This window comes from Mucilaginibacter jinjuensis (genome assembly GCF_028596025.1).
Lineage (GTDB): Bacteria > Bacteroidota > Bacteroidia > Sphingobacteriales > Sphingobacteriaceae > Mucilaginibacter > Mucilaginibacter jinjuensis.
Window position 1 is genome coordinate 2,095,332 of the sequence record NZ_CP117167.1, and the last position, 17,342, is coordinate 2,112,673.

The 17,342-nt window shown below is 43.4% G+C and carries 11 protein-coding genes and 1 riboswitch; of the genes, 10 read left to right on the forward strand and 1 reads right to left on the reverse strand.

Translation table 11 applies throughout. From position 1 onward, the window contains the following. Positions 1-90 precede the first annotated feature (90 nt). The 5 genes from PQO05_RS09580 to PQO05_RS09600 all read left to right on the forward strand — a co-directional run bounded on the left by PQO05_RS09580 (position 91) and on the right by PQO05_RS09600 (position 5,957). On the forward strand, positions 91-1,935 hold the full coding sequence (locus tag PQO05_RS09580) for a sensor histidine kinase (protein ID WP_273632512.1): 1,845 nt from the start codon (positions 91-93) through the stop codon (positions 1,933-1,935). A 5-nt stretch (positions 1,936-1,940) separates the two neighbouring features. After that, entirely contained in the window at positions 1,941-2,342 is a 402-nt protein-coding gene (locus PQO05_RS09585) for a response regulator (protein ID WP_273632513.1), read from the forward strand. A gap of 74 nt (positions 2,343-2,416) precedes the next feature. Next, positions 2,417-2,612, forward strand: a riboswitch (cobalamin riboswitch). 327 nt (positions 2,613-2,939) lie between these two features. Then, entirely contained in the window at positions 2,940-3,833 is an 894-nt protein-coding gene (locus tag PQO05_RS09590; RefSeq protein ID WP_273632514.1) for a cell surface protein, read from the forward strand. A 33-nt stretch (positions 3,834-3,866) separates the two neighbouring features. Beyond that, entirely contained in the window at positions 3,867-5,210 is a 1,344-nt protein-coding gene (locus tag PQO05_RS09595) for a DUF5074 domain-containing protein (protein WP_273632515.1), read from the forward strand. A gap of 183 nt (positions 5,211-5,393) precedes the next feature. Further along, positions 5,394-5,957, forward strand: coding sequence for a glycoside hydrolase family 108 protein (locus PQO05_RS09600; protein ID WP_273632516.1), 564 nt, complete (start codon positions 5,394-5,396; stop codon positions 5,955-5,957). Here the strand turns inward: PQO05_RS09600 and PQO05_RS09605 are convergent. Beyond that, on the reverse strand, positions 5,935-7,203 hold the full coding sequence (locus PQO05_RS09605) for a Na+/H+ antiporter (RefSeq protein ID WP_273632517.1): 1,269 nt from the start codon (positions 7,201-7,203) through the stop codon (positions 5,935-5,937). The two genes, PQO05_RS09600 and PQO05_RS09605, sit on opposite strands and share 23 nt — an antisense overlap. Before the next feature lie 155 nt (positions 7,204-7,358). Between PQO05_RS09605 and PQO05_RS09610 the strand changes: the two genes are divergently transcribed. The 5 genes from PQO05_RS09610 (at position 7,359) to PQO05_RS09630 (ending at position 17,337) form a co-directional block, all read left to right on the forward strand. Continuing rightward, entirely contained in the window at positions 7,359-8,972 is a 1,614-nt protein-coding gene (locus tag PQO05_RS09610) for a DUF6377 domain-containing protein (RefSeq protein ID WP_273632518.1), read from the forward strand. A gap of 210 nt (positions 8,973-9,182) precedes the next feature. Then, positions 9,183-12,173, forward strand: coding sequence for a SusC/RagA family TonB-linked outer membrane protein (locus PQO05_RS09615; RefSeq protein WP_273632519.1), 2,991 nt, complete (start codon positions 9,183-9,185; stop codon positions 12,171-12,173). 10 nt (positions 12,174-12,183) lie between these two features. Beyond that, a complete protein-coding gene (locus PQO05_RS09620) occupies positions 12,184-13,776 on the forward strand; it encodes a RagB/SusD family nutrient uptake outer membrane protein (RefSeq protein ID WP_273632520.1) in 1,593 nt (530 codons plus the stop codon). A gap of 13 nt (positions 13,777-13,789) precedes the next feature. Continuing rightward, complete coding sequence (locus PQO05_RS09625; protein ID WP_273632521.1) at positions 13,790-14,839, forward strand: SusE domain-containing protein; 1,050 nt, start codon at positions 13,790-13,792, stop codon at positions 14,837-14,839. Positions 14,840-14,895: 56 nt separating this feature from the next. Further along, entirely contained in the window at positions 14,896-17,337 is a 2,442-nt protein-coding gene (locus tag PQO05_RS09630) for a glycoside hydrolase family 31 protein (RefSeq protein WP_273632523.1), read from the forward strand. Positions 17,338-17,342: the final 5 nt, after the last annotated feature.

Sequence of the window (17,342 nt, forward strand, 5' to 3'; positions counted from 1 at the left end):
TAAGTCTTTTTAAACGTAAGTATATTAATAATACTTATTTTATCCTTATAATAGTTCTCGATATCTGTAGCTGATACATTAGAAACTGCGATGCATAAGAAACTGGAACTTTACGAAAAGGTAACACCTTTAGCGCAGCTTGGTATTTGGCAAAGAAACCTTGTTACGGGCGAAATTTACTGGAACCAGTATGTAAGGGATATTTATGAAGTTGGTCCCGATGTATTATATCTTACATTAGAAGAGGCCGCCGAATTTTACCTGGACCAGGATATTGTACGCTCGGTAATAGAATATGGTATTAGTTCGGGTGAGCCACAGGTTGGCGAGTTTAGGCTTAGAAGCGCCAGAGGGGTACTTAAGTGGGTAAAAATGCGGATTCATGCCAACTATGAAGACGGCGAATGCACCATTATTTATGGTACGCTTGAAGATATAACCAGCCAGGTTAATATGATCCGCGCGTTGGAAGAGCGGGAAGAAAAATTTCACCAGGCTTTTGATTACGCACCTATCGGGATGGCGCTCGTAGCCCCGGATGGCCATTGGATTAAGGTAAATAATAGCTTGTGCAGCCTGTTGGGCTATGATGAAGAAGAGTTTTTAAAACACACATTTCAGGATTTTACCCACCCCGATGATCTCGACCTTGATCTGAGCCACATGTACCGCCTGCTCAATAACGAGATCACTACTTATAATATCGAGAAAAGGTATTTCCATAAATTGGGTCACCAGATCTGGATCTACCTCAGCGTAACGCTGGTACGTGATGCCGACAGTGTGCCCCTGTATTTTGTTTCCCAGATAAAGGATATAACTGATCGCAAGCGATCGATGGAGATACTGTTGCGCGAACGGCAGCGCCTCGATAATATTTTAAAAAGTACCCAGGTTGGTACCTGGGAGTGGCACATACCCACTGATGAGACTGTTTATAATAAAAGATCGGCCGCTATATTAGGTTATTTACCTAACGAGCTTGGGGCTGATACAATGGCTGCCTGGCATGATCTGATCCACCCGGATGACCGGGACATTAATGCTTTAGAGCTGGAAAAATGCTTTAAAAAGGAAGAGAAATTTTATGCCTGCGAATGCCGCATGATGCATAAAAACGGTGATTGGATTTGGGTAGAGGTAAGGGGCAAAGTAGTAAAATGGAGTGATGACGATAAGCCATTGCTGATGCTGGGTACCTACGCCGATATCCATGATAGAAAAGCCATGGAGCAGGAGCGCAAACAGGCTATGGAAGTTATTAGTGGGCAAAACGGCCGTTTGCTAAACTTTGCACATATTGTATCGCACAACCTGCGTTCGCACACCGGTAACATACAAATGCTGCTGGATATGATAACCCACGAAACCGACGATGAGGAAAAGCAAAAGATGATGCAAATGCTGGTGATTAATACAGCCAATTTGCAGCAAACGCTTGCCCATTTAAATGATGTGGTTGATGTACACAGCAACAAGGAGTACAGCAAAAAAATATTAAACCTACACCAGGAAATTCACCGCATGCTCGAGGTTTTGTCGTTATCTTTAAGACAGGTAAACGCAAAACTATCTGTTGATGTTGATCCCGGCATCAGCATACAATATGACCCGGCTTATTTGGAGAGCATTTTATTAAATTTGTTAACCAACAGTATTAAGTACCGCCATCCCGACAGGGCTTTACATATTGATATTAAAGTTTACGAGCTGAACAATATAGTAACGCTCGAAATAACAGATAATGGGATAGGGATTGATCTTGGTTTGCACGGGCACAAGCTTTTTGGCATGTACAAAACTTTCCATGATAATAATGATGCGCGGGGAATAGGCCTGTTTTTGGTTAAGAACCAGGTTGATGCCATGGGTGGTAAAATTGAAGCCCGGAGCACAGTAAATGAAGGAACTACTTTTAAAATAGAATTTAGCTGATACGTATGAGAAAATTAGACATTGCCTGTATTATTGATGACGATAAAATATTTACCTATGTTTTATCGAAACAAATGAAAGTGGTTGACTTTTGTGAAAACCTGCTGGTGTTTCATAACGGCCTCGAAGCCATAAAATATCTTAAACCCATCCTCGAATCGCCCGAAATATTGCCCGATGTGATACTGCTCGATTTAAACATGCCCGTGATGGATGGCTGGCAGTTTTTAGATGAGTTTATTAAATTTAAGGTGAGCAAAAAAATTACGGTTTACATTGTAAGCTCATCTATAGATGTAGCCGACCATGCCAAAGCAGCAACTTATAAAGCCATATCAAATTTCTATATCAAACCCATCTCGCGCGATGATCTGGCCCAGATAATGGCTGAGATTAGTGCTGCGTAAAGCTCGCAAATACAGGATGCGGAATGGCTATTAATACATATTTAAACTCATTTCGCATCCTGTAATTTTTCTTTTAAGTTTGCATTGCTTTTGGTTCCCGGTGAAAACCGGGATTAAAAGGGAAGCCGGTGTAAATCCGGGACTGTCCCGCAGCTGTAAGCTCCATATACCAAAGCCCATTCTTTTAGTCACTGTGCCGATTTTGATCGGTGTGGGAAGACCGGGCCGAGGGGAGTAAGTCAGAAGACCTGCCATCGCACATATTGATTCATAGCTTTCGGGGATTGAAGCTGGAATGATGATACCTTTCGTGTATTTCATTTTTTAGTGCTGTCATACTGTTTGCTGTGGGGTTTTAACTCACACAAAACACATGAAATTATTTTTACTAAGTGCGGTAAAATGCATTTGTAGTAATACAGGTTTGCTTTTTCGGCAGTCCACTTTAGTGGGCTGTACGCTGCTTTTGTGCACCCCGCCAATAGCACAAAAAGAGCACGCTATTCATTTCAAACCAGGTTCAACCCAAAACCTTTGTCTCAATAATCCCATTACCAGGGCATTCCACACGCATCTATTAATCCCGAATAAAAACTTATGGTAAAGCAAAAAAATGTAAAGGCGCTCATCGCATTATGCGCACTTGTAAGCCTCTTATGGGCATCCTGTAAAAAGGATAAAGACGATACAGCAACACCGGTAACCGACCATACCAGGCCGGTAACCGCTACCAGCAATGCTTATGTAAGCAATCTGTTTGAGTTTAACCCGGCTCCCGGTCAGTTTACCAATACCAGTTTGGGCGATACCGTTGCAGCCAAAGGTACGCTGAAAACTAACCAGGGTTTGGTGAGTTTGGGGGCCTGGGGTGGTTACATAATTGTAGGCTTTGATCATACGGTGCTGGATGTTAGCGGCAAAACCGATTTTATCGTTTACGGCAACGCCTTCGCCAGTTTTGCCGAACCCGGTGTGATATGGGTAATGCAGGATACCAACGGCAATGGCAAACCCGACGATACCTGGTACGAAATTAAAGGCAGCGCTTATGGTAAACCAGGTTATAACGCCAATTACTCGGTAACCTATACCCGCCCCAAATGCGATACCTGTAGTGTGCCCTGGAAAGATAACCTGGGTAAAACAGGGATGGTGCAAACCAATGTATTCCATACACAAGCCTACTTCCCTAAGGGCATTAAGGGCGATACCTATACTTTAACCGGCTCTTTGCTGCCGTCAACTAATATTAACGACAGCAACCCGTCTTTCATCACCAGTGCTTCTTTTGATTATGGCTACGCCGATAACTCTGCCGGCGGCGATAAAATCGACATTGCTACGGCTGTAGATACCAAAGGGAACCCGGTAAACCTCAAGGGTATCGACTTTATAAAAGTGCAAACAGGCATACTTTACAACATGGGCTGGCTGGGCGAGCAATCGACCGAGTTTACTGGCGCAGCCGATCTGAGCCTGCTTAAAAACTAAACAAATTAAATACACGCATATAATACATTAAGAATGAAAAGAACAATTACTTTAAAATTAGGGATTGGCGCATTGGGCATTTTGCTGATGGCCGCGGCATCTTGTAAAAAGGATAACGTTGGTGACGGCAACTTTGCGGCAAGGCCGGAGATCTCATCTATCGGCGGTAAGCTTGCTGATACGGTTACCGTTGGCAAATCGCTAACCATACACCCTAAACTGAACACGAAAAACGTAGTATATACCTGGACGGTAAATGGCACCAACAAAGGCACCGATTCTACATTTACGTTTACACCAGATACCCGCGGCGATTATACCATTAATTTTAAAGCCAGCACAGCAGGCGGTTACTCATCTGCCGATTACAAGATCCACGTTTTAGGCAAGTATGAGAACGGTTTCTTTATTATTAACGAGGGATGGTTTGGCCATGGTACGGGTAGCGTGAGTTTCTATAGGTATGATACCAAGACTAAGGAGGACAGTATCTTCACCAAAGAAAACCCGGGCAAAACGCTTGATCCGGCAACTTCAACTTTAGAGAACGCTACCATCTTTAACAACAACCTGTTCCTGGTAGCCAAAGTAGGCGGCCCGATGGTGGTTACCGATGCTTATTCGTTAAAAGAAATTGCCCGTATCCCGGCAGTGGGCGGCAGCAACTGGCAGGGTTTTGTTGGGGTTGATAACACCAAAGGTTTATTAACTTCAGGCAGTGGGATATATCCGTTCGATTTAACAACTTACACGGCAGGCGCTAAACTAACAAGCGTTACCGGTTCTGTAGGCGATGTTATTAAAGCCGGCAATTACATCTTTGTACTATCGCAAACACAAGGTGTGGTGATCTTAAATGCGAGCGATTATTCGGTAGCTAAAAAAATCCCGTCTATGCTGGTAGCATTTGCCAAAACACCTGATGGCTCGGTTTGGGCAGCGGGAGGCACCTCATTGGTTAAAATTAACCCAACCACTTTGGATGTTACCACCACTACTGTACCGTTTACGGTTTTCGGTTCATGGGGCGCATGGCACCCGGGATCAATTACTGCATCAACAAAAGAAAATACTATATATTTGGCAAAGAATGCATCGTTTAGCGGTGGCACAACCATTTATAAATATGTAGATGGTAATGCAGCATCATTACAAACGCCGTTTATTACCCTGCCAACAGGCAAAGTATTATATGGTGCAGGTATTGGTTATAATGTGCAGACAGATCAGTTGGTGGTTAGCACCGTACAATCGGGTTTCGGCACTGCCTACAGTGTTAATGATCTTGATTTTTATGACACTACCACCGGTGCTTTAAAAACTGATTTTGCATACAGCGGATATTATTTCCCTGCTACATTTGTATTTCATCAGTAAATCAATTTCGGGTCTGCAATTGCGCAGATCTGCTTTAAAAATAAACATGAACTGCGGTGAGAGGCAGAACATGCTGTGTGTTCAAAGGCTGCTTTATGCAGCCTTTGCCATTTGCTATTGCTTTATAAGATAATTTGCTTTAAGTTTAAAAAACCTAATTACAAATCTTAAATTCTTATCTCTATGGCACAATTTAGTCAGGCGTTCCAAATTACCATGGGTAATGAGGGAGGCTATGCAAACAATCCAAATGATAGTGGTGGCGAAACCTACAAGGGTATAGCCAAAAATTACTGGCCTAACTGGTCGGGCTGGCCAACAGTTGATAGTGCAGTTGCCTCTAATCCACCCAGCATTAACCAGGTTTTAAACAATAATGCACAGCTGCAAACACTGGTGCAATCATTCTACAAGGCTAATTTCTGGGATACTGAGTCGTTAGACAGTATTAATGATCAGCAAATTGGCAACCAGCTTTTTGATACCGCAGTTAATATGGGCACAGGGATAGCTGCTATGTTTTTGCAACAAGGCGTAAATACCTTATCGCCGGGTAAATTAACTGTAGACAGGCAAGTTGGCCCGCTTACGATAGCAGCAGCCAATGCCGAAAACGCAGAAGATTTATACAACGCTATATGCCAGTTACGCAGGGCAAGGTACCAGAATATTATTGATGCTAACCCATCACAAGCGCAATTTGCTACCTCGTGGTTTAGCCGTATTACGCCTTATCAGCAAGCGTAGGTTGTTTTTTGTTCAAGAGGCGTACTAGCCATGGCAGGCTTAAGCCCTGACCAATTAAGGTAAATAGCACAACCACAACCGATATAAAGATGATGGCGCTCCGTTGAGGAAACGGATCGCCATTATTTAGTTTATGTGGTAAGCCAATGGCAATAGCCAGCGAAACAATCCCCCGCATACCCGACCAGCTTATGATCAGGCTGTTCTTAAAATCGAGCAGGGCGCGTTCGGTTATTTTACCTTTACCTTGTTTAAAATGCTGTTGTAAATTAGCCTGCTGCATAAACACGCGGCCCATTCTTAGTAACAGCGCTACAATAGTGATTATTAACCCATAACCCACATAAGGTAATATTTGCGCGGGTGTAACGGTTTTTACCACGTGCGGCAATTGCAGGCCGATAAGGATAAAGATCAATCCGTTGAGCAGGAATATAATAATATCCCATATCGCTTTCGATTGCTGTTTGAAATTTTCAGGGAAAACCACTTTGCCAAAACGTGCAATCCCAAGGCCCAGTATCACCACGGCAATAACGCCTGATACGTGCAGATCTTCGGCCACCAAATAAGCTACGAAGGGTGCGAGCAGCATAAAACTAATGGTAACCAGGCGATTTTTGTGAGTCCGTTTAATGATTTGGGCCAGCAGTCTCCCTATCAGGAAACCAACTACATAACCACCACCCATTAAAACAGCAAACTGCAATGCCGCTTTCCAGAATATAAAGGCGCTGCCTGCAACAGCAGCCACAGCAAAGCGGTAACTCACCAGGGCCGATGCATCGTTAATTAAACTTTCGCCCTCCAGTATAGTGTTTGTTTTGTGCGACAGGCCCAGGCCTTTGGTAATGCTCATGGCAGCCACAGCATCCGTTGCTGAAAGTATAGCGCCCAGTACAAAAGAAATTGGCCAGCCCATATCCGGGATTAAATAATGCGCAACAACAGCTATACCAAGGGTGGTTATAAAAACCAGTGTAATAGCCAGTGTGCTGATGGTATTGATGTTCACCCTAAATTCTTCGTACGAGATATTGAAGGCTGCATCATAGAGCAGTGGGGGTAGAAATATCAGGAAAACAATCTCGGGATTCAGGTCTATTTTAGGCAAATCGGGGATAAAGCCTACCGCTATCCCGGCCACAATCAGCAAAATAGGGTAGGGCAGTTTGATATAATCGGCAATTGCCGAAAGGCCGATCATAATGGCCATGATAAATATAACAATGCTGTAGTTTTCCATTAACCGGTAATTGTTTGTATTGGCTAAATTTAAGTTTACAATGTTTACTTACGAAATTGTTTTTCGTGCTCATATTTAAATAAGCGCTTTTTGTTAAATGATTGTTATTTTAGTGCCTTTGTAAACCATTCTATAAACTATTTTCCTGATTAATAATGAAACTTTCGGTTTTGATTGTTTTCTGTTTATGCCTTACACTCGAAACCCGTGCTGCTACAGATAGCTTATTAAACGAACTTAATAACGCGCTTGCCAATAAAGAACAATACGTTGTTAAAAAGCAACAAGGTATTGATAAGCTCAAAAATCAATTAGGCCGAACCGCTAAGCCTGAAGATAAATATAATTTATACCAGGCTTTGTACGATGAGTATAAAACCTTCCAATACGATTCGGCCTACAACTACGCCAAGCAGGCTGATATAGCAGCGGTGCAGTTAAAAAATCCGGCATTAATTGCTTCGGCTAAAATGAAGCTGGGTTTTTCATTGATCTCAGCGGGTATGTTTAAAGAGACGCTGGAAACGCTGAACGGCATTTCGCTCAACAATTTATCAGACAGTACCAAGGCCGAATATTATTTTCTGAAAGCCCGTAGTTATTTTGATCTTTCCGATTTCGACCATAATAATGATTATACCTGGCGATATGTACAGGCAGGCACGCAATGCATTGATTCGGGGCTGGCAGTGGCTAATCCAGGCACTTACCGCTTTTTAGCATTGCATGGCCTAAAAGATTTGCGTACCGGGAACTTCCCCGCTGCGGTGAAAGACTATACCGCGATTCTGAGCTTACCCAACTTAACAGCCAATCAGTTTGCCATTAGTGCGTGCAGTTTAAGCTATGTTTACGAAACCCAGGGCAAAAAAGATGAATCTGTGGCCTTATTGATCAAAGCTGCCATTGCCGATCTGCAATCGGCCACTAAAGAAACCGTGGCTATTTACAAACTGGCCGATTTCCTGTATAAACAAGGCGATCTTAACAATGCCTTCGTTTACATCAAACAGGCGATGGATGATGCTACTTACTACGGTGCCCGCCACAGGCAGGTAACCATCAGCAGCATTATGCCCATTATTGAGGCTAAACGGATAAAAACGATAGAAGAGCAAAGGCGTTCGCTGTTCATCTACTCGTCTATTATTACAGTATTGGTGTTTTTTGTGATTGCGTTTGCCATCATCATCTTCCGCCAGTTGAAGAAGTTGCGGATTGCGGACAACATCATCAAAGCCACCAACATTACATTACAGGAAAATAACAAATCGCTTGAAGAGCTGAACAAGAACCTGAGTGTAGCCAACAAGATCAAGAACGAGTACATCGGTTACTACTTCAACGTAAACTCTATTTATATCGAGAAGCTGGAGAACTTCCAGAAATCGCTGGATAAGAAGCTCACCAGCAAGCGTTATGAGGATGCTTTGGTTACCGTAAAAAGCCTCAACCTCGAGAGTGAACGCCAGCATTTGTTCGATACCTTCGATAAAGTTTTCCTGCGGCTGTTCCCCAACTTCATTACCAAGTTTAACGAGCTGTTTAAACCCGAAGAAGAAATCGCTGTACCAACCGGGCAATTATTGAGTACCGAGCACCGCATCTTTGCACTCATCCGTATGGGTATCCATGATAACGACCGGATTGCCAAATTACTGGGCTATTCTGTTAACACCATTTACGCCTATAAAAACCGGATCAAGAACAAATCATTTGTCTCCAACGATGAATTCGAGTCCCGCATAATGGAAATCGAAGCTGTTTGAGCGTTAAAATCGTCTATTTTTAATCTATATTTCGCCTCTCTTTTATTGTTATTAAGTATTTGATATTCAATAAATTAAGTCGATAAATAGTCTTATATTTTCTATATTCCGCCTTTACAGTATTGTAATTCGCATGTTACAAGCTTTTCTTTGATTCGGATTTGGCGCCAATTCCAGATCCGAAAAACCAATTTTAAACAACACCAATTAATGAAACAGATTTACTTATTAAGGTACGGATTTCTGGTGCTTTTTATTTGCTTATCCAACTGGGTTATGGCCCAAACAGGAGCAATATCAGGCCGGGTAATCGACGAATCAAATTTGCCCCTTCCGGGCGCTACGGTAACTTTAAAAGGCACCACTAATAGTGCTGCTGCCGATGCAAATGGTTATTTTAAATTAGTTAAGGTGCCAATGGGCGCACAGGTACTTGTTGTACATTTCATAGGTTACCAGCAGATGGAGCAGCCGGTTACCGTAACAGCAACAACAAATGTTAACCTGCAACTTAAATCGGCATCAGTATTACTGGAGCAGGTGGCCGTTATCGGTTACGGCACGGTGCGTAAGAGCGACGCAACAGGTTCGCTCGATGTAGTTACTGCCAAAGACCTTAACAAAGGTGCCGTAAACTCTATCCAGGATGCGCTTGTAGGTAAATTGCCGGGTGTAACCATTACCTCAAACAGCGGTGCGCCGGGTAATACATCTACCATCAAAATACGTGGTACTACGTCTATCGGTGCCAGCAATAACCCGCTTATTGTGATTGATGGTGTGCCAATGAGCAACGTAAACATTGGTGGTACATCTAATATGCTTGCAACCGTTAACCCCGATGATGTAGAGAACGTAACTGTGTTAAAAGACGCTTCGGCAACGGCCATTTATGGTTCAAGAGGTTCAAGCGGTGTTATTTTAATCACCACTAAACGTGGCGGCAAAAAATTCACAATAGGTTATAATGTAACCACTTCATTATCTGTTTTGCCTAAAGAAGTTTCTATTTACAACGGCGATGAGTTTCGCGCTTTGGTAAATAACGTTTATGCAGGGCAAACTGCCGTTACTTCGTTGCTGGGTAAAGCCAATACCAACTGGCAGGATCAGATCTATAAAAAAGCTTTCGGGCAAGATCAAAACCTGAGCTTCTCTGGTTCGGCTAAAAATATGCCTTACCGCGTATCTATCGGGTACAACAATTCAGATGGTATCTTAAAAACCTACAATTTTCAGCGTACTACAGCGGCTATTGGTTTAGACCCAAGCTTGTTTAAAAATACACTGAACATCCACATCAACATTAAAGGCCTTTACAATACCAACAACTTTGCCGATCAGGCTGCTGTGGGCAGCGCGGTTAATTACGACCCCACCCAAACTGTTTATAATGGCAATACCCGCTGGAGGGGTTATACCACCTGGACTACCAACGGCAACACCAACATTAACGGCGACCCGGTTACACTGGCTACTGCCAACCCGGTAGCCCGTTTGGATTTAACCGATAACAAATCAACTTCGCGCAGAAGTATTGGTAACGCACAATTTGATTATAAAATTCCGGGTGTATCTGGCCTGCATGCCAATGTAAACTTAGGTTATGATTATGCCGAAACTTTTGGCCATAATAATGTTAGGGATAGTACGCAATGGGTTTATATCCCGGTTGCTTCAGGCGGTCAGCGATCTACCTACAACACTACTAACCGCAACCAGCTGTTTGATGCTTATCTGAATTATAAAAGAGATTTTAAATCGATCGAAAGCTCTTTGGATGCTACGGGAGGTTACTCATGGTCGCATTTCTATACAGAGGGTAATTCACAGTCGTCAGACTACAATGGCACTGTTTTTAATCCGGCTGCGCCGTACAAAACCGAGTATTACCTGGCTTCATTCTTCGGCAGGGTAAACTATACTTATAAAAACCGTTACATCTTAACCGCAACGTTAAGGGATGATGGTACCTCTAAATTTTCGCCCGATAACCGTTGGGGATTATTCCCGGCTGGTGCATTTGCATGGCGTGTAATTGATGAGGATTTTATGAAAGGCAGTAACACTTTCTCTGATTTGAAATTCCGTGTTGGTTATGGTAAAACCGGTCAGCAGGATCTGGGCGATAACAACAACTATCCTTACCAGGCACGTTTCACCAAAAGTGATAACGGTTCGAGATACCAGTTCGGCCAAACGTTTTATAATACATTACGACCAGAAGGTTATGATGCGGGCATTAAATGGGAATCGACCACTACAGCTAACATCGGTATCGATTTTGGTTTCTTCCACAACCGTTTAACCGGTAGTATCGATGCTTATAACAAAAATACCTCTAACCTGCTTATTGTTACCAACGTTGCGGCATTAAGTAACTTTTCTGCCACGCTGTTACAGAACCTTGCTGATATGAACAATAAAGGTGTGGAGTTAAACCTGAATGCAACAGTTGTTAATACCAAAGACTGGAACTGGCAATTAGGCTACAACGTTAGCTACAATAAAAACAAGGTAACCAAACTGGTTGGCTCAGGTGATAGTGATTTTATATACACTAATCAATTTTCAAACATAGCAGGTACTACATCGGGGCTTATACAGGCAGATAAGGTAGGCTTACCAATCAATTCGTTTTATGTATTCCAGCAGATCTACAATGCAAACGGAACACCGCTTGAAGACGGTTATGTAGATCGTAACAAAGACGGCCAAATTAATAGCGCCGACCAATACCTTTATAAAAAGCCCGATCCTACGGTGCTAATGGGTATCAACTCGCGTGTATCCTACAAAAGGTTTGATTTCTCTTTCTCTGGCAGATTAAGCCTGGGTAACTACAACTATAACAACGTTGCAGCGGGTAGTACCTATCGCGGTCTGTACTCTTCGTTAGGTTACTTGTCTAACCAGACAAAAGCTGCAGACGATACCAAATTTACCAACGCGCTGCAAACCGTTTACTCAGACTATTACATCCAGAACGCGTCATTCTTCCGGATGGATAACATGAACCTGGGTTACACTTTCCCTAACTACGTAAAGAATAAACTGAAACTGCGTGTTACGGCCGGTGTACAAAACGTATTTGTAATCACAGGCTACAAGGGCTTAGATCCGGAAATAGCAGGTGGTATAGATAACAATTTCTTCCCACGTGCCCGTATTTTCCAGTTGGGTTTAAATGCTAACTTTTAATTAAAGAGAAATGAAACGCTATAAAATATTAATTATACAAGCGGTAGTAATGGTTTTGGTTACCACATCGTGTACCAAAGACCTTAATACCAAACCAATAGATCCGCTGGTAAGTACGTCTACAACAGTGTTTGATGATCCGGCATCTTATAAACAATTCCTGGCCAAATTATACGGTTCACTGGCGCTTACCGGCCAGAAAGGACAGGCAGGTTTGCCAGAGATCCAGGCATCAGACGAAGGTACAACTGCATTTTTGCGCGAGTACTGGGCAGCACAGGAAGTAACTACAGATGAATGTATTAACGCCTGGGGCGATGGTGGTTTAGTAGAGTACCACGGTGGTATCTGGTCTGATAACAACCTGTACGTAAAATTGATGTACGAGCGATTGTTTATCAATATTGCTTATTGCAACGAGTACATCCGCGATGTGCAGGCTAAATTAGGCTCGTTACAAAGTCCGTTAAAAGATGATGTAACCCATTATTTGGCCGAAGCCCGCTTTTTAAGAGCATACTACTACTACATCGCTATGGATTTGTTTGGTAACCCGCCGTTTGCTACAGAAGCAGACCTGCCGGGTACGTTTACACCAAAACAAATTGCACGTGCCGATCTGTTTAAATATGTAGAATCTGAGTTGGTTGCCATCCAGGGCGATCTATATGACCCGGGAGCAAACGAATATGCCCGTGCCGATAAAGCCGCAGACTGGGCTTTACTAAGCAGGTTATATCTGAACGCACAGGTTTACACAGGAACACAGCGTAACAGCGATTGTATTACGTATTGCAACAAAATCATCAGTGCAAATAAATACGCTTTACATAGCAGCTATCCTAATCTTTTCCTGGCTGATAACAATGGTTATCGTGATGAAATTATTATGCCGATTGCCGAAGATGGCGTAAATACCCAAAGCTATGGCGACATGACCTTCGTGATCCACGCAGCGGTTGGTGGTTCTGAAGATGCTACCAACATGTTCGGTATTGCATCAGGCGGCTGGGCGGGTAACCGTATGACCACCACTTTTGTAAACAAATTTGCTGATCCGAGTGGCAATACAGATAAACGGGCTATTTTCTATACTGCCGGCCAAACCTTAAATATTACCAACCCAACCATTTTTACACAAGGTTATTTATGTGCCAAGTTTAAAAACGTGACTTCGGCTGGTGTACCGGGTAGTAACGGCACTTTTGTTGATACGGACTTTCCGCTGTTCAGGTTTTCTGAGATTTACCTGAACTATGCGGAGGCCGTATTGCGTGGCGGCAGCGGCGGTGATGCAGGTACAGCGTTGAGTTATATCAACAAGATCAGGGAACGTGCTTATGGCAACACCACAGGCGATATCAATGCATCACAGTTAACATTAAACTTCTTGATTGATGAGCGTGGCCGTGAGCTGTACTGGGAAGCTTTAAGACGTACAGATTTGATCCGTTTTGGTTTGTTTACCGGCGGTAGCTATCTGTGGGATTTTAAAGGGAATACACAAAACGGTACAGCAACAGATGCGCACCTTAATATATTCCCAATCCCGGCATCAGACCGTCAGATCAATACTAATTTGAAACAAAACCCAGGCTATTAATCATCAAATTAAAATGAAAAAGCTATTCATACTTACAACAGCTATGGTTGTTGTATTACTGGCTGCCTGTAAAAAAGAAGAACGGGCTACGGTATCATCAAATATAAAAGCGCCGGTTATGTCGGCCCCAACAGTGGGTACGTCCATTGTGGTTACACCGGCCGACTCCACCCAACAACTCAAAGTTAAATGGAGCAGCGCCGATTACGGTGTGCAAGCAGTAGTAACCTACTTTGTACAAATAGGTACATCGGGTTCTAATTTTGCTAAAAGGGCAACTCTGGGCAGTACAAACAATGTTGATACCCTTTCTTTCACATACGGGGCATTAAATAACTCCGTGTTAAACACTTTGGGCTTGCCTGCCAACGCAGCTTCGCCTATCGAAATGAGGGTAGGGTCGACCATTTATGGTAAGGATACCGTTTACTCGGCAACTACCAAGTTAAATGTAACCACCTATAAAGAACTGGCTCCGCCTCAGCTATATGTGCCCGGCGATTACCAGGGATGGAATCCGGCTGCTGCAGCGATGATATACCCGGTTACTACGTTTGCTTACGAAGGTTATGTTTACATCACAAATACCAATCAGTTTAAGTTTACCACTGCGCCCGACTTTAACCACATTAACTATGGCGATGCAGGTGGCGGCAAACTGACCACCAATGGTAACGCCGATGGTGTTAAGGTTGCGCAGGCAGGCTATTATAAACTGAATGTGGATATATCAGCCCTTACTTACTCGGCAGTTTTAATTAACTCGTTCGGTGTTATTGGTACGGCTACCCCGCATGCCTGGGATTCATCAACCCCAATGACTTATAACCAGGGCACTAAAACCTGGAGTGTAACGGTTGCATTGGTACCGGGCGCGTTAAAATTCCGCGCTAATGATGCCTGGGATATTAACTACGGCCCGGCCGATAGCAATGCCCTAAGCGGTAACCTCATTCAAACCGATGGCGCAATTACCATCAATACCGCCGGTAATTATACCGTGACTATTGATATGAGCCAAAACACACCTAAAAAATACCTGTACACGGTAGTTAAAAATTAATAACCCATCAAAACCCGCGATTAGCAGCCCAAAAGCTGCTAATCGTTTTTTAAACAATGAATATACATTACTTTGCTACTACGCTGTTTGCTGCTTTATTAAGTGTACAACAGGGATTTTCCCAGCAAAACGGCATAACACCTACGGGGCCTGTTGTTTCGGTACAAACAGAGGGACAAAAGATTAATATTAAAACCAGTAATGCTTATGCCGAAGTAACCGTTTATACGCCTTCTATCATCAGGGTGCGGATGGATAATAAACCGTTCGATAAAGATTTCTCTTATGCCGTTGTGGGCAAGGTTGTACCTTCAAAAGTTAACATTACACAAAACGATAAAGAGATTGATGTAGTTACCGATTCATTAAAAGCTGTTATCCAGAAACAACCATTCTCTATCGCTTTTTATACGCCTGATGGCAAGGTGATTAATGAAGATGAGCACGGCCTCAACACATCTTGGGTGGGCACTTCGGTTACCACCTACAAAAAGATGCAGGATGATGAGCACTTTGTTGGCCTTGGCGAAAAAACAGGTAACCTCGATCGTAAAGGCAACGGCTATACCCATTGGAACTCTGACGTTTACGGCTACAGCGTAGCGCAGGATCCGCTTTATTCAACCATCCCGTTTTATATCGGTATTCACCATGGCTTAAACTATGGTGTGTTTCTGGATAATACCTACCAGAGCGATTTTAACTTTGGCGCCAGCAACAACCGTTTCTCATCATTCGGTGCGCGGGGAGGGGAGATGAATTATTATTTCATTTACCATAAACGCGCTGCTGATATTATTGCCTCATATACCTATTTAACAGGCCGTATGCCCATGCCGCCTATGTGGTCGTTGGGTTACCAGCAAAACAGGTACAGCTATTATCCGGAGGCCGAGGTAATGCACATTGCCCATACCCTGCGCGAAAAACGTATCCCTGCCGATGGCATCACGCTGGATATTCATTACATGGACCGCTACCAGCTGTTCACCTGGAATAAGGATCGTTTCCCTAACCCGACAGGCATGAATACCGAACTGAATAAACTCGGTTTTAAAACCACCGTAATTGTTGACCCCGGCATTAAGGTAGAAAAAGGTGCACCCGCTTACGAAAGCGGCTTAAGGGACAGTGTGTATGTTACCTATCCTGATGGTCAGCCCTACACTGCACAAGTGTGGCCGGGCTGGTGCAATTTTACCGATTTTACCAGCGAAAAAGGCCGTACCTGGTGGCGTAAACAAGTTGATTTCTTTGCCAAATCTGGCGTAAGCGGGATCTGGAATGATATGAACGAGTTCTCGACCTGGGGGCAAAAGATCCCCGATAACGTGATGTTTGATTATGATGGTAAGAAAACCAATCACCTACAGGCACACAACGTTTTCGGTATGCAGATGGTGCGTGCCAGTTATGAAGGTGCGAAAGAGCATTTTCCGGAGCGTCCGTTTATTCTGAGTAGATCAGGTTATGCGGGTATGCAGCGCTATTCGGCTATCTGGACGGGCGATAACCGCGCCGAAGAAGATCACATGCTGCAAGGCGTGCGTTTATTAACCAGTTTGGGTATGAGCGGCGTATCATTTGCGGCGATGGATATTGGCGGTTTTACCGGTAACCCAACTATCCCGTTGTTTACCCGCTGGATGGAACTTGGCGCATTTATTCCGTACTATCGTAATCATACGGCCAACCAGGCAAAATCTGCCGAGCCATGGACGATGGGCGAGGATGCGCTGGATATATCACGCAATTACATTAGCTTACGTTACCAGTTGCTGCCTTATCTATATTCTGCGTTTTATGAATCAACCCAAACAGGCATGCCGGTAATGCGGTCGCTGGCTATTGATTATACCTTCGATCCTAAGGTGCTGGATGCCACTTATCAGAATGAGTATGAATTTGGCCATGCATTTTTGGTAGCGCCTTTCGAAAGCACTAAAGAGTATGGCAAAGTTTACCTGCCGCAAGGCACCTGGTACGATCTGTACAATGGTTCGGTAGAAAAAGGCGGTCAGGAAAAAATTGTTCCTTTAACACTCAGCAAATTACCGGTGTATGTAAAAGGCGGTAGCATTATCCCAATGCAGTCATTAATACAAACTACTGCCGAGCAACCAACCGATACGCTTGCTATCCATATATACAATGGCAGCACAACCAATAGCATTGTTTATTATGAAGATGATGGTAAAAGCTTTAATTACCAGAAAGGTGATTTCTACAAACGCGCTATCAGCTTCGATCCGCAGAAACGTACTATTGAATTTAAGGCTGCCGAAGGTAGTTACAAATCGCACTTTAAATACATTAAACTGATAATGCATGGCTTTGAAGGCGTAAATGCATTAGGCTCAAATAAACTGAAAAGCGGTACTTATGCTTTCCTGAATGCGGCCAGTACAGATGTGCACGAGCATTTTTATAACGATAGCTGCCCGGTTAAGTATGCAACCATCGGCAATGTATCTGGTAACATCCAGCTGAAATATTAGAAGAG